This is a genomic window from Arthrobacter sp. CAN_A214 (assembly GCF_015751955.1).
Classification (GTDB): Bacteria; Actinomycetota; Actinomycetes; order Actinomycetales; family Micrococcaceae; genus Arthrobacter_D.
Genome location: NZ_JADOUU010000040.1, coordinates 1 through 13,603, shown reverse-complemented (window position 1 = coordinate 13,603; position 13,603 = coordinate 1). Strand labels below are relative to the sequence as shown.

Below are 13,603 nucleotides of genomic sequence, written 5' to 3'. Positions count from 1 at the left end.
CTGAACGCGTTCGCGATTACCTTCGCGGGCCGGTTCGAGAAAACCAACCACTAATGAAAACGCCGGACCCCACACACCGTTTATCGGACAGTCCCCGCCTACACCGTCGGGCATCAAGCTCCGTGACCAATCTGCAACGCAGGGGCATTCGGGGAACGCTTCGGTGGCAAAATCCGTCAGGATTTGGTCGGGATGCCCGAGGTGGCAAGAAATTGGGGACGACGGATTCCATGTGGTCGACCATTATCAGTGGCAGTGTCCCGTCGGAGGCTCGGCGGCGTTGGGTTTTCAGCCAGCGACTGAGCCCGCCGCTCGGCGGGATCCTCCGATAGCCCTGAGGGAGCCCGGTGGTGGTGCTGGAGAAACAGGGTGAGGTCCAGAAAGCGGCTTTGCCAGAAGGACTCGCTGCGTTCGGCTTGTGAGGATGTCACGGGAAGTTACTGCTGAGTGCCGTGCGTGGGTAGGCGTGAGTCACGTTGGCGGGGTCCAGGGTTCTCTCCGGCGAGGGCGCAGGGTTCAGGTGCATGTGGTCAAGCTCCGGGATCATGGTCTCGAGATGATGTGGTGGATGATGACTGACAAGGCTCCGTCCGGTCCGCAGGGTGGTATACACGAAAGCGGCCTCCGGGCTCGCTGTGAGGCAAACCTTGGAAGCCGCTTTCTTATTCGGGTGGAGCAGTGATATCCCGGCTTTGGGGCGCCGGTGTTTTTCTAGTTGGCGTTAGTTGCTGTCTTGCGGCGGGTGGTGAAGACTGCGCCTGCTGCCAGGAGCAGTGCTCCAGTGAGGGCGGCGATGCCGATCGCGGTTTCATTGGTGTTGTTCGCGGCCGGTGTTCCTGCAACACCGGTATCCGCCCCACCGGAGGGCATTTGTCCCATTTGGGTGGAGCCGAAGTTGTGGGCGTCCAACCAGGCGGAAACCTCGGCCGAGAACTGGTCCTTGGTGTTGTGCAGCGTGAGGGCGTGCCCTGTGGCCGGGATGGTCACCGAGGTGATGTCCTGGGCTCCGGTGAGCAGGGCTGCTTGATCCTGGGCCTGGATGGGGTAGATGGCGTCTTCTCCACCGATGAGGACCAGGGTTGGAGTGGTGATTGATCCGATGTTGGCTTTGTTGGTGTCTACCGCGGCCTTGTAGGAGGTGATGTCGCCGCATGGGTCCATGTTGCGCAGCGCCGCCGTGGTATCCACAATCACTGGTTCGGCGTTGTCGGTGAAGAAGTGGGCCTTGATGAACATTTCCGGGGTGTCCGCGCCGAAGTAGATGTACCCGGGGGAGCCGGGGTCACCTTCGGAGAGCCCGCCACCTGCCTCGCAGGCTGCGATGGCTGTTTCCAGGGCGCCCATCGCGGCAGGGGACACGGTGGTGTCGGAGTAGGACAACACCATCAGACCGTCGATGTCGCCGAAACTATAGGCCGCGGCCTGGGCGATGATCCCTCCGACGGAGTGCCCGGCAAGTACCACTTCCTCAAAAGCAGGGGCGGTTTCTGTGGTGTCGTCGGCCGTGTAGTCGCCGCTGCGCAGTTGGGTGACGATCTGGTGGGCGATATCCGCGCGGGATCCGAAGCAGATGCCGGTGCCCTCGGGTTTGTCGGAGGAGTCGTAACCAAGGCGGTCGATCGTGACGGTGACGTGTCCTGCTGCGGCTTGTTTCTGGGCGAAGTTGTAGCCGGGTTGTTCGTTGTAGTTGCCGAAGAACTCGCCGTAGCTGAGTCCGTGGAGGAACAGGGTCACTGCCTGCGGGTCATCCAGTGCCTGCTGGGGTCCGGTGATACTGCCCCGGACGGTATATGTTTGGCCGTCGGCCTCGCAGGGGATGGCGCTTCGGTTGACGTTCTGGACCTCGAAGCTCACCTCCCGCTGCACGGTCTGCGACCCCTCACCCGACCCCGACCCAGCACCGGCGGCCGGTTGGGCGGCCTGCGCGAGGGGGGCTGCGCCGAGCAGGAGCAGGGGAGTAAGGGCTATTCCGGTCAGGAGGGGTTTGAAATGCGAGAACATGGCAACCTTTCACACGCCGCAGCCGCACCCACATCAGGAACCGCGACACTGGTAGTCCCTGAAGGGCTGACTGCAGGCTCATCGATGAACAAGGAAGAGCTTCAGAGTGTCGCCACTGCCCCAGGAGCGGCGACATTCATGAGCGTACTTTCGATGTCCGTGATCGGCCAGCTTTTTATCGGCCACGCCGGGGAAGTGACAGGGCTGCTTTACTCGAGTCGAAGGGCTAGTAAGAGTCGGGTCAGGCAAACTATCAGTCGTATCCTCGTTCCCAGGCCGCACCGGGCTGGGTGCTTCTGGTAGGTGATGACAGACCGGCAGTTGAGAAGCATTACCGATCGAAAGGTGCACCTCGTGAGCAACGAGAATTCAGTGGCCCCCGCTGGCAAGAAATCCACGCACGAACCGGAAAAGGTTTCGGGGGAACCATCGAACGAAGATCGGGAGGATACTCACCCGAGCCCGACATCGCCGGTAGAAAACAGCGAGGCCGCTCCCGACGGGCTTCGAGATGCTCCCGCCCTTGAGGAAGACGACGACAGTCTGGTCAAACCGGAAAATAGCTAAAACCTTCCGTGTAGTCGATACCGTTTGAGCTACCTGTGCGGTCCTCAAAGATTTCGTCTCCGAATGACGCGCATGGCCTTGGTGTCTGTCCAATGAAAGGACGACATCGGTTCAGCGGCGGTAGCTTCATCCTGTCGCTGAAGTGTACTCCTGATGTGAGACACGATTTTGGAAGGATTGCACCCGTATCCTGCGGCGGTTGACGCTTAATTAGAGCCTTCCGGATTGGAGCGTCCTTTGGTTAGCGGGTGAAGTAAAAGCCCAGGCCGACGTCCTCTGAGTGGTCGAATCCGGAGCATTACTCCGGCTTCCGTGTGTCGTAACGCTCCGCCATGCGGAATGCAGCAGGGGCGCCACCGGGACGTTTTTCCCTGACCAGGATCCGACCTTCAGGGCACCTATTTTTATCGATCGGCTCTGACAGCTGTGACCTTCCCTCATCATTTTTCCGTTCCCACGAAGATTTTCTTTCGTTGTTGTTTTGTTTCACTGGGGTGGGTGGAAGGCCTGTTTTGGTGATGACTTACACTGGGTGGACTTACGAGAGGAATCTGGTTATGAGGCTTGAAGGCTGGCATTTGATCATTATTATTGCGCTTGCTGTTTTGTTGTTCGGGGCGCCGAAACTGCCGGGGATGGCGCGTAGCGTCGGGCAATCGATGCGGATCTTCAAATCAGAGGTCAAGCAGATGAAGGAAGACGGCCATGACACGGCAGAGGAGAAATCCCCGCCGGCGGTCGTGAACGTTATCGATCCTTCCCACCCGAACGGCACAGCCCGGGCAGCGGATGTCTCCGAGGCGCCTCATGCGGCCCGGCCCGGTCCCGGATCTCAGGAATCTGTTCATCCTTCGTCCCGTTCGTTGTAGGGCGTTCTTGTGCGCAGGGGAGGACGTAAATCCAACCCTGAGGGGCGGATGGCGCTCGGGGAGCATCTGAAAGAGGCACGGGACAGGTTTTTTATTGCGGCGGTTGCCGTGGTGTTGGGTACCGTGGCCGGTTTCCTTGTTTATGACCCGGTTCTGGAAGCGTTGTCCCGCCCTATCCAGGATTTGAATGCCCGCGAAGGACGCAGCGCGGCACTGAACTTCGATGGTGTCGCCTCGCCTTTTGACCTCATGATCCAGGTATCGGTGTTCCTGGGACTGATCCTGTCGAGCCCGGTGTGGCTGTATCAGTTGTGGGCGTTCATCACCCCGAGCCTGAAAACCAAGGAGCGCCGGGTCACGGTCGCTTTTATTGCGGTCGCGGTCCCGTTGTTCCTGTCCGGGATTTATCTGGCGTGGCTGATCCTGCCCAACGCGGTGCGCGTCTTGACGGACTTCACCCCGGGCGGTTTCTCGAACATCATCACCGTCACGGTGTTCATCACGTTCCTTTTGCGGTTGATGCTTGCCTTCGGCATAGCGTTCCTCCTGCCGGTGGTGTTGTTCGGATTGAATATGGTGGGCATCGTTTCGGGAAAGCAGATCCTGAAGGCCTGGCGGATCACGATTTTTTTGGTGTGCCTCTTCGCTGCGATGGCAGCCCCCGGGGCGGACGCGATGAGTATGTTCTACCTCGCGGCGCCGATGCTGTTGCTCTTCTTCATTGCCATTGGCCTGTGCTTGCTGAACGATAAGCGGCGCGCCCGGAAAAACGCTGTGCAGCAGGCACACCTGGAGGCAACAGCCAATCAAGCCTCGGTGATCGACGGAATCTGAACCGCAACAGGAAAGAACCGTATGGGCGTTGTGGTTGGAACCGTTGTGGTCAGAACGGGGAACAGATCATCACCGGACGTCCCGTTCTTTTCCGCGTGTGCTGATCCGCAAGGGAAATGCTGAATTCTTCGCTGTGAGTACGCCGGCTGAAACCGACTGATTGGGCCACGCCGAGCTAATCCGGGGTGATCGTCGCTGTAGTGTTCTGGTTGTGTTGGGAATCAACGGGTACGAATTCATACTGCTGGGAATCCTTGCTGTCATCATTGTGGGACCCGAACGGCTGCCGGACTATGCCGCGCAACTGGGGCAGCTGGTGCGTACCCTGCGCCGGATGGCTAGCGGCGCCCGTGAGCAGCTCCGGGAGGAGATGGGTCCTGAGATCGATGATGTTGATTGGCGTAAGCTTGATCCCCGCCAGTACGACCCACGGCGCATTATCAAAGAAGCCCTCGCCGACGACCTTGAAGAGCCGACCAAGCTCCCCACCACGGCCGCACCCCAGCCCGCGCCGGAAGCCCATACCCCACCACCTCCAGGGCCGACTGCAGGAGCGCACGTGGCATCTCCGGCACCCACCGATTCCGCCCGTGGACAGCAGCTGGGACCCGCAATCAGCGAGCCCCCGAGCCCCGCTGGCAACGAACACCCAGGCCCCCGGGTCAGCGAAACCCCAGTTGCCGTCTCAGCGAAACCCCGCGATCGTGCCACCATATCCAGTACCGTTCAGTAACAACCCTTGCGGTTCGCGTCCCTGGCGTGTCCTAGACAGACCGAATCGCTCTATGGTCAGCTAAGGATCATCGCATCGCGGTGCACGTCCCCGTGCGCGGCATGCGAATAGTGAACAGCGCGGCGCGACGGCGTGACAATGACAATGATGCGGTGAACGGTGCCGGCATCAAAGACGGGCCTGCGATCGCAGGGCGTTCCTTGGGAGTAATGGTGGCTGGGTAGATGAGACATAGACGATCAAGGACAGCGGGTTCCGGCGGCCGCAGGCTGTTGTCCGGGGCCGCGGCCGTGCTCCTGGCGGGCGGGGTAGCCACGGTGGGTGTCGGGCTGCAAAGCGACGCATCGACCGAGACCGCCGCCTACCAATCCACGGTCGTACCGTCATCGCCTCCTGCTCTCCCACCACTAATCACCGCACCGCCCACTCCGGTGGCCTCGACAGTTCCTGCAGTGCCGGCTGCCCCTATACCTGCAGCTCCGGAGGTTCCGGGCGCCTCAGGTGCACTGGTGGGGCCGGTCCTGCCGTTCTCGGAGCCGGTCAGCGTAGCCAGTGACATCATTGGAGTGGATTCTTCGTTGATGAAACTGGGGTTGGAGCCCGATGGGACGGTGGCTGTTCCTCCCGGGGATGCTGATGCTCCAGCAGGGTGGTACCAGGGCTCTGTGACCCCTGGTGAGTTGGGGGCCTCGGTCATCCTCGGTCACGTCAACTCGACCCAGACCGGTATCGGTGTGTTCTATCGGCTGCATGAGTTGCAGGACGCGGACCAGGTGTCGGTGACCCGCGCTGACGGGACGGTCGCGGTGTTCCAGGTGCATCGGACCGATACCTACGATGAGGATAACTTTCCGACCGTGGAGGTGTACGGGCCCACTGACCGTGCGGAATTACGGTTGATTACCTGCGGCGGTTACGAGCCCTCTACCGGCGAATTTACCCAGAACACCGTCGTGTATGCCTACCTCATTTCCAGCCACCCTGCGTGAGGTTCGGCATCCTCTTGACCGAAAATTGATGTTTGCTCTTGTAATTACGTGATCGACCGATAAAGATCAGGGGTACATGAGGGAGTGTTCGAGCATCTCCCAGGGATCTCTAATGAATGGTTGGTGCTGGGTTATGTTTGATCAGAGTTTCATTGCGAAAGCTATTTCCAGGAGTGCCGAGAATCCTGTTGACCGTCGCCGTTTCTTCCGGACCGCTGGACTGACCGGTCTGGGCGTCAGCTCCGCGGCTCTGCTGGCCACCGCAGGACCAGCCTCCGCCGCACCCATGGACACGCAGGGACCCAGCGATTCGGCGATCCTGAACTTCGCCCTGAACCTGGAATACCTGGAAGCCGAGTTCTACCTGCGGGCCATTGATGGCCAGGGCCTGTCTTCGGACATGATCGGCGGAACAGGTACCCCCGGTGATGTGACCGGCGGACACGCGGTCCCCTTCAAAACCAAGAAAATTGAGCAGTACGCCCGAGAGATCGCACAGGACGAAAAAGCGCACGTCGCTCTGCTTCGCTCAGCACTGGGCGGCTCCGCGGTGTCCCGTCCGGCCATCGACATCGGTGCGAGTTTCACTGCGGCCGCCGTGGCTGCTGGGCTGATCAAGGAAGGCGAGCCCTTCGATGTGTATGAGAGCGAGGAGAACTTCCTGCTGGGTGCGTTTATCTTCGAAGATGTTGGAGTTACCGCCTATAAGGGCGCTGCCCCGCTGATCACCAACAAGACGTTCCTTGACGCCGCGGCCGGTCTCCTGGCCGTGGAGGCGTATCACGCCGGGATCATCAGGACCACCCTGTCCGGGCTTGACCTCATCGCCCCGACCATCGCGATCTCGGATCTGCGCGACAAGGTCGACGGGCCCGAGGACATTGATCAGCCCATCGTGTTGAACGATGTTGCGAACCTGGTGCCCACTGACGCTAACGGTCTGGTTTTCAGCCGCACCCCGGGTCAGGTCCTGAACATTGTGTACTTGAACCCGGAGCCTGTACGCTCCGGTGGGTTCTTCCCCAACGGTGTCAACGGCGAACTCAACGGCAGCGGAAACCTCGCCGCCGCACCAGCCGGGGCCATGCCCTCGGGCGCACCCGACACCGGAATCGAAGGATCCACCACCGGCCAGCCCGACATGGGCCTGATCGGCCTTGGCGGCGGAGTGGCCTTGGCGGCCGGTGCGGCCCTGGCCGTGCAGCACAAAATGGGTAACAAAACCGCCGCGGACAACACCCCGGCAGCCTCGGAGTAAAGAACACCCTCACAGCGCTTTCACAGCAGCGATGATCCTGCTGCGACCCGAATACTGATGGTCACCATCCACCACAAAAACGGTCATGGTGGCCATCAGTGCGTTGTGGGAAGAACACGGCAGAACGACACGACAGAACGACATCCGGAACTGCCCGGATCCTCCACCAGCGGAAGAACAGCAGCCACCACCTCACCGCTTGGTCGGCGCGATAGCAGGATGCGTCGTTAGCGACACCGAGCATCTCCGCCAACCACCTGGTGGTCCTGCCGCCGGGGCCGCTGAACCGTTCGGGACAAGCAGAAGCTCTAGAGCCACGGAAATAGCTACCCCCACCTCTCCCAGTGAGGGCCGGCCGCGATGTGCGACGGGACCGACCCTCACTGGGCCCCCAAAAGTCGCGAAAGACTTTTAAACTTCAGGACCCTGGGAGTCCGAAATTCCCAAATTCCGGAGAATAGTGCAGTAGCTCTCACAGCTGACGAGGAAATCCGGGCGGCGTCGGGGGTGGGTTTTCATTGTCCGGCTGAAAGCGCCGCGAACAGGTCAACGTGTCGTCGGTCTTGTCGATTAGAGTCATCAAAATGAGTGGTGTCGGGGATGAGTTAGAGGGCTTTGGGCTCGACGCTGCCCGCCCGGTGGGCGATCCCAGGTCACAGGGAACCAATGTCTTGGATGATCGGCATGTCTTGGGTGATCGGTATGTTTTGGGTGTTCTTATCGGCCAGGGCGGTATGGCTTCTGTTTATCAGGCCACGGATGAACTGCTTGGCAGGGAAGTGGCAGTCAAAATCTTCCGTGCAGGTTCAACGACGGAAGACGATGCCCAACGTCAGCAGGGTGAGGGAAAGGTCCTGGCAGGGCTGAATCACCCTAACCTGGTGACTGTTTTTGATCTCGGAACAGATACCAGCACCTTGCATCCGCAAACGTACCTGGTGATGGAACTGATTCGGGGAACGGATCTGCAGCGCGCCAAGCACCAGGGACCGCTCGCCTCGGCCACGGCGGCGAGCTTGGGTGCCGGGATCGCCGACGCCTTGGCCGACATTCACCGGCGCGGGATCGTTCACCGGGATGTGAAACCGGCGAACATTCTCATCTCCAACGATGAGAATCTTCCTGGGAAGACCCGATACAAACTCACCGATTTCGGTATCGCCCGCATCCTCGATGGATCCCGTCTCACCGCTACCGGACAGTCCATCGGAACGGCCGCGTACTTCAGCCCTGAACAAGCCCAGGGCGGCCCTGTCACTTCAGCTAGCGATGTTTACTCCCTCGGGCTGGTCCTGCTGGAAACCCTGACAGGAGTCACAGCGTTCCCTGGTCCGGCCGCCGCGTCAGCTGTGGCACGTCTCCACCGGAACCCTGACATCCCGGAAACACTCGGCGAAACCTGGGTAGGGCTGCTCACCCGCATGACTGCCCAGGACACCGGAGCCCGTCCGACAGCTGCCGATGTTTCGGCGACTCTCCAAAACGATCCCCTTTTCGGAACCGAAGAGGACTTCCACGCCGGATCGCACATCATTCCTGACCCGGCAGCGTATATCCTTCCCGACGCAACGGTGGAACCAGACAACGCCAACCCCACGCAGCCCGTAAAAGTCGTCCACGTACCTGTGGGTGCCCAGGATCAAGGCACACCCACTGAATCTGAACCCACCGGGTCACTGCGGAACGACGCCTTATCGTCCTCTCCCATCACGGAATCGCTCGACATTGATACCGCCACCGACACCACGACGCAACCCCATCCCTTGGTGGCGGAACGCCGTCGAAAGCCTGTTCTGCGGTGGGTGCTGATTGTTCTTGCAGTACTAATCGGAATCCTTTTTACCGTCGTGGCGCTGATGCTGGTCCTTGATGGACAGGCCCAACCCGTTCCCGTGGACTACCCCCCAGCGTCCGGGGAACTGGGCGAACTACTCATTGACCTGCAGGAAAGCGTGGACCCTTGATAACCGCCCGCCGTAACAAGCTGCGCCACTTCAACCGGACCCGCAAAACCGCGACGGCAGTGGCGGCGTTGTTGGTGATTGTGGTACTTACCGGATGCAGCGGGGCACAGGACTACAATGTCCGCGCCGCGGAGCAACTCCAAGCGGATGTCCTGACCGTAACCCGGCAAACCATCAATGAGGACTACAGTGCATCACTGGAAACTCTGGATGGCCTCGTTCTCAGGCTCGACTTTCTGGCCGACAACGGGTTAGTTCCCGCCGATCGAAGAAAGCGCATTCAAACCGCCATCAAAGCCCTCCGGGCTGGCCTGGAAACCAGAATCACCGCCCAAGAACAACCAACACCAAGCCCGACACCCACATCAGAGCCCCCAGAACCCCCCACCGTTCCGCGGGCACCAGCACCAGCACCACAGCCGGCGCCAGTACTGCCTCCGAGAACCCCCGCGCCAGCGCCAGTACTGCCTCCGAGAACCCCCGCGCCAGCGCCCATGCTGCCAGCACCTCCACCACAACCGGCTCCAGTGCTGCCTGGCGCCCCTGCTCCCGTGCCTGCCCCGGCGCCTATGTTTCCTGTCCCTCCACGGCAGCAGGTTCCGGTGGTACCTGGCGCGCCGATTCCGGCGCCGAGCGTTCCTGCAGCAACCCCCGCACCACCCGGGCCGGCGCCCGTACCGGTGCCCACTAACACTGTCCCCGCCGAACCCACACCCGAACCGGTGCCTTCATCGAATGACCCGGCGCCGGTCCCGAGCACGCCGGTACCCCCACCAAGTAACCCACCCGTACTGCCGCCTGTATTGCCATCGGCGCCGGTGCCGAGCGGCCCGGCACTCCCAGTGCCTCTCCCCACCGATCCTTAGTTAAACCAATACAGCAAATGCCGGATCAAGGCCTCGCGTACGGCGAACTCTGAATAACACCCGCCAGCGCGGAGGAAGAATTAAGTCTGCGCCTGGCAGAGGAAACTGGTCGGGTTAGCAAACCTAAACGGAGGTTGTGACGAATGTCATGTGGCGGTGGTTTCCCGGCAACGGGCGTCAAGTCGACTGACTACCAGAATGTTGTCTCCCTAAACGCCCCGCCGGAGGGTTTCATCATGATCTCGAGCAGAAAAGTTCTTAGCGTCGCTTTTACCGCAGCCCTGATCGGCGGAGCGGGAATCGGATCGGCAGGGGTAGCGGTGGCCGCACCTGGCCCGGTCTCTCAGGCTGTGCCGGCGATGACTACCGGGCAGATGTCTATCAGCATCGATGACTTCGTGTTCTCGGGGCCAGGCACGGTGGATCCGGGCGGTGAGATCACCGTGACGAACAATGACACCGAAGTCCATACCGTCACCGCCGATGATGGCTCCTTCGATATCACGATCCCCGGCGGGCAAAGCGCGACCTTCACCGCCCCAAGCGCAGCCGGGAGCTACGGGTTTTTCTGCAAATTCCACGGCAACATGCGGGGCACTCTGACCGTCGGCGCTGAAGCCATGGCACCCGCCCCCGCTGCACCTACGACGCCGGCAGCACCGGCGGCACCGGCACCCGAGGTCGCAGCTCCTGAGGTCGCTGAGTCCGGCAGTGCAGCAGGCAACAGCATGGATCAGATGGGTGCTGTTCCCAAGGGCGGCGCTGACACCGGAGCGATGAACGAAGCAAGTGACACCTCAACGATCATCGCTCTGGGTGGGGGACTGGTGCTCCTCGCCGCAGCTGGCGGAACCTACGCCGTCCGCCGCCAAAACAGTAACAACTGATCCACCCGCTTTTCCCCGTTCGGTCCGCAGGGCTGCAACCGCATCACCGCAGCCCTGCGGACCTCGCGGTTGATTCCGGAACGGGGACCTCAAAACCGGCCTACCACCTGGTATAGGGAGACCTCGTTACCGGGCATGGCGTGCTCAACACCTACCCCTGAAAGAATCACGCCAATCCACAGTTCCTTGACAGTTCACAGCGCATAGTTCACTGGTTCATTATCTTGGAGGTACGACCATGAAGGTACGTTATGGAATATCGGCTCTGATGCTCGCCGGGCTCTTCACCGGTACCACCGCTGCGTGCGGGTCCGAAACCGGTCCAAGCAGCACTGAGGCGACCAGCGCGGCAAGTGAAGCCGCGGCACCGGAATCAGCGGCCGCGACCACCGGGGCTGGCACCTCCGCTACAGGGTCGGCTTCTGCGGAAGCAGCGCCTGCGGAGGAGGCAATGATCACCATCAAGGACTTCGAATACGAGATGCCCGAAACCATCGCACCGGGTGCTGAAGTGACAGTCACCAACGAGGACGACGCCCCGCACACGGTCACCGCGGAAGATGACGGCGGGTTCGACGTGGATGTGCCCGCCGGGGAGACAGTGACCTTCACCGCCCCCGAGGAAGCCGGCGAGTATGCCGTGATCTGCACCTATCACCCTGAAATGTCCGCCACCCTGGTCATCTCATGAGCCGGGCAGGCAGCTCCGCCGGAAACCGGGAGGCAAACCCTGCCGGGGAACGGAACCACCCGACCAGGAACCAGGGGCGCAATCGGCCGCTGATGATTGTCCTGCGCGTTTTGGTTGCCGTGGGCTTGATCGTCAGCGCGGTCATCCACTTCCAGCTCTCACCCGGTTTCCAGCAGGCCTACCCGGGCGGTATCGGTGGAGGGAATCTCTTCCGGATCCAGGCCGTCATCGCCGTCCTGGCCGCCCTGTATGTCCTGATTCGTGGAAACCGGGCAGCTTACGCGGTGGCCGCCGCCGTGGCGCTCTCGGCCTTGACGGCCGTGGTCCTGTACCGGTATGTGCAGGTCCCGGCGATCGGCCCGATTCCCTCCATGTATGAGCCCGTTTGGTACGCGAAGAAAATCCTCACCGCAGTAGCAGAAGCTGCCGCGGGGATCCTGGCCATCATCGGCTATGCACTCCTACACCGGCCCCGACACAACCCCTAAACCGAACCGCCCGCACCGGGCGGGGAGACCTCAAAGGTCAGCATCAAGCGCTTAGAAGCCGCGGATAAATGTAGCCTTGCCGGCGTTCGGAGCCCGGCAGTCGACGCGGCTTTCCGGTCTGAATTAAGGCAGCCTGTGCTGACTAGCTTCAGTTGCTTCAAAACGAGCTCTCGATTGGGAGACTTCCACTGACCGCCGAGGGTCGCGCGGCCCGTGCTGCGGTGTACGACTCGTTAACGACGGGTGAACCAAGGTTGAACGGATAGCGTAACGGTACTAGGCTTCTATCTGCCCGAGAACGGGTTGGATGTCAAGGGTGTTCGGCGAACACGCGGGCATTCGGAACGCGAGGTGTTGTCATGTCTGGCCAGATTCTTCCCGTGACCCGACGGGTCGGCGTCGTCGTAGGACGCGGCTTGGTCTACGTCCTGATCTGGGTGGGACTCGCGCTACTCATCGCCGCCGTCGGCATTCGTTTCTACTGGGGCGAGATTTCTGTGGGTCAGATGCTCCTGAACCTCGTCTCCGTCGAAATCGACGGCGGGGGCGGAGCCATCGTCTTGATCGGCATCCTGGGGATCGGCGTCGTGCCCCTGCTCATCACCGTTGGAATTGCCTCGTGGCAGTACTCCCGGCGCCGCAAGCGCCGCCGCAATGACGACGGTGGGCGTCCTCGTCGCTCACAGTGGATCATGCGTACCGTCTCCACCGCTCTGGTGGCCGCGGTGGTCGTCGGCGGAACCACGGCCTTCGCTACCACGGTGGGCGTGGGGGAGTATGTCAAGGCGGGGAACTCGAAATACGATCTCGGCGACTACTACGTGGAGCCGACCGTCACCAGCGACAAGCACAAGCGCAACCTTGTGTTGATCTACCTCGAGTCCGGCGAGGCCACCCTTGAGGATGACCAGCTCTTCGAGAAGGACGCGTTCGCTCCTTTGAAGGAGGCCACCAAGGTCTCGGACGGCTGGCAGAGTGTGGCCGATTTTCAGCAGTACACGGGTGGGGGCTGGACCATGGCCGGTCTCACTTCGACGCAGTGCGGCGTCCCGCTGAAGGGCATAGGCTCCGCCGGGAGCAGCAGTGCCCCGATCGAGCGCGGTGGGGACGTCGACACTTACCTGGGCGGGATCACTTGCCTGGGCGATGTCCTGACCGAGCACGGCTACACCAACGTCTTCCTGGGCGGTGCCAACGGCTCCTTCGCCGCGAAGGACACCTTCCTGCGCAGCCACGGCTACTCCGAGGAGAAGGACCTTTCCGACTGGCGCGCCGCCGGCGAACCGGAGACGAACTTCCGCAGCGACTGGGGCCTGAGCGACGAACGCCTCATGGCTCACGCGAAGGACGAGATCGACAAGTTGCATGCCGAGGCGGAAAAGACCGGTCAGCCGTTCAACCTCTCCATGCTGACGCTGGACACACATGAGCCGGTGCACATCTTCGACTACTGCGA

13 protein-coding genes are annotated in these 13,603 nt (G+C 61.4%); 11 read left to right on the top strand and 2 right to left on the bottom strand.

Going from position 1 to position 13,603, the window contains the following annotated elements:
- Positions 1–711 precede the first annotated feature (711 nt).
- Entirely contained in the window at positions 712–2,001 is a 1,290-nt protein-coding gene (locus IWX65_RS16250; RefSeq protein WP_196884515.1) for an alpha/beta hydrolase, read from the bottom strand.
- A 354-nt stretch (positions 2,002–2,355) separates the two neighbouring features.
- On the opposite strand from IWX65_RS16250, the gene IWX65_RS16245 reads away from it, so the two are divergent.
- From IWX65_RS16245 to IWX65_RS16215, 7 genes are all read left to right on the top strand, one after another.
- Positions 2,356–2,568: a hypothetical protein gene (locus IWX65_RS16245; RefSeq protein WP_196884513.1), complete on the top strand. Its 213-nt coding sequence runs from the start codon at positions 2,356–2,358 to the stop codon at positions 2,566–2,568.
- A gap of 557 nt (positions 2,569–3,125) precedes the next feature.
- Complete coding sequence (gene tatA / locus IWX65_RS16240) at positions 3,126–3,437, top strand: Sec-independent protein translocase subunit TatA (protein WP_196884511.1); 312 nt, start codon at positions 3,126–3,128, stop codon at positions 3,435–3,437.
- A gap of 48 nt (positions 3,438–3,485) precedes the next feature.
- Positions 3,486–4,271 carry a twin-arginine translocase subunit TatC gene (gene tatC / locus IWX65_RS16235; RefSeq protein ID WP_196884509.1) on the top strand — a complete coding sequence of 262 codons (786 nt, stop codon included), beginning with the start codon at positions 3,486–3,488 and terminating at the stop codon, positions 4,269–4,271.
- 211 nt (positions 4,272–4,482) lie between these two features.
- Positions 4,483–5,004 (top strand): Sec-independent protein translocase TatB, encoded by a 522-nt coding sequence (locus IWX65_RS18120; protein ID WP_442859213.1) that lies wholly within the window; start codon positions 4,483–4,485, stop codon positions 5,002–5,004.
- A gap of 224 nt (positions 5,005–5,228) precedes the next feature.
- Positions 5,229–5,993, top strand: a complete 765-nt coding sequence (locus tag IWX65_RS16225) for a class F sortase (protein ID WP_196884507.1) — start codon at positions 5,229–5,231, stop codon at positions 5,991–5,993.
- A 133-nt stretch (positions 5,994–6,126) separates the two neighbouring features.
- Complete coding sequence (locus IWX65_RS16220; protein WP_196884506.1) at positions 6,127–7,251, top strand: ferritin-like domain-containing protein; 1,125 nt, start codon at positions 6,127–6,129, stop codon at positions 7,249–7,251.
- 584 nt (positions 7,252–7,835) lie between these two features.
- Positions 7,836–9,215 carry a serine/threonine-protein kinase gene (locus tag IWX65_RS16215; RefSeq protein WP_334683944.1) on the top strand — a complete coding sequence of 460 codons (1,380 nt, stop codon included), beginning with the start codon at positions 7,836–7,838 and terminating at the stop codon, positions 9,213–9,215.
- 324 nt (positions 9,216–9,539) lie between these two features.
- Here IWX65_RS16215 and IWX65_RS16210 read toward each other — a convergent pair whose 3' ends face one another.
- Positions 9,540–9,731 (bottom strand): hypothetical protein, encoded by a 192-nt coding sequence (locus IWX65_RS16210; protein WP_196884502.1) that lies wholly within the window; start codon positions 9,729–9,731, stop codon positions 9,540–9,542.
- A gap of 586 nt (positions 9,732–10,317) precedes the next feature.
- Here IWX65_RS16210 and IWX65_RS16205 point away from each other — a divergent pair.
- The 4 genes from IWX65_RS16205 to IWX65_RS16190 form a co-directional block, all read left to right on the top strand.
- Positions 10,318–10,968 carry a cupredoxin domain-containing protein gene (locus IWX65_RS16205; RefSeq protein ID WP_196884500.1) on the top strand — a complete coding sequence of 217 codons (651 nt, stop codon included), beginning with the start codon at positions 10,318–10,320 and terminating at the stop codon, positions 10,966–10,968.
- 238 nt (positions 10,969–11,206) lie between these two features.
- Positions 11,207–11,659 carry a cupredoxin domain-containing protein gene (locus IWX65_RS16200; protein ID WP_196884497.1) on the top strand — a complete coding sequence of 151 codons (453 nt, stop codon included), beginning with the start codon at positions 11,207–11,209 and terminating at the stop codon, positions 11,657–11,659.
- A gap of 92 nt (positions 11,660–11,751) precedes the next feature.
- Positions 11,752–12,147 (top strand): hypothetical protein, encoded by a 396-nt coding sequence (locus IWX65_RS16195; protein WP_196884495.1) that lies wholly within the window; start codon positions 11,752–11,754, stop codon positions 12,145–12,147.
- A gap of 359 nt (positions 12,148–12,506) precedes the next feature.
- A partial coding sequence (locus IWX65_RS16190) for a sulfatase-like hydrolase/transferase (protein ID WP_196884493.1) occupies positions 12,507–13,603 on the top strand: 1,097 nt, incomplete at its 3' end.

Bases quoted from the DNA above. Each gene is read 5' to 3' on its own strand.
- IWX65_RS16250 (WP_196884515.1), bottom strand. From the start codon at position 2,001: ATGTTCTCGCATTTCAAACCCCTCCTGACCGGAATAGCCCTTACTCCC.
- tatA (WP_196884511.1), top strand. From the start codon at position 3,126: ATGAGGCTTGAAGGCTGGCATTTGATCATTATTATTGCGCTTGCTGTT.
- IWX65_RS16200 (WP_196884497.1), top strand. From the start codon at position 11,207: ATGAAGGTACGTTATGGAATATCGGCTCTGATGCTCGCCGGGCTCTTC.
- IWX65_RS16195 (WP_196884495.1), top strand. From the start codon at position 11,752: ATGATTGTCCTGCGCGTTTTGGTTGCCGTGGGCTTGATCGTCAGCGCG.
- tatC (WP_196884509.1), top strand. From the start codon at position 3,486: ATGGCGCTCGGGGAGCATCTGAAAGAGGCACGGGACAGGTTTTTTATT.
- IWX65_RS16225 (WP_196884507.1), top strand. From the start codon at position 5,229: ATGAGACATAGACGATCAAGGACAGCGGGTTCCGGCGGCCGCAGGCTG.
- IWX65_RS16215 (WP_334683944.1), top strand. From the start codon at position 7,836: ATGAGTGGTGTCGGGGATGAGTTAGAGGGCTTTGGGCTCGACGCTGCC.
- IWX65_RS16205 (WP_196884500.1), top strand. From the start codon at position 10,318: ATGATCTCGAGCAGAAAAGTTCTTAGCGTCGCTTTTACCGCAGCCCTG.
- IWX65_RS16220 (WP_196884506.1), top strand. From the start codon at position 6,127: ATGTTTGATCAGAGTTTCATTGCGAAAGCTATTTCCAGGAGTGCCGAG.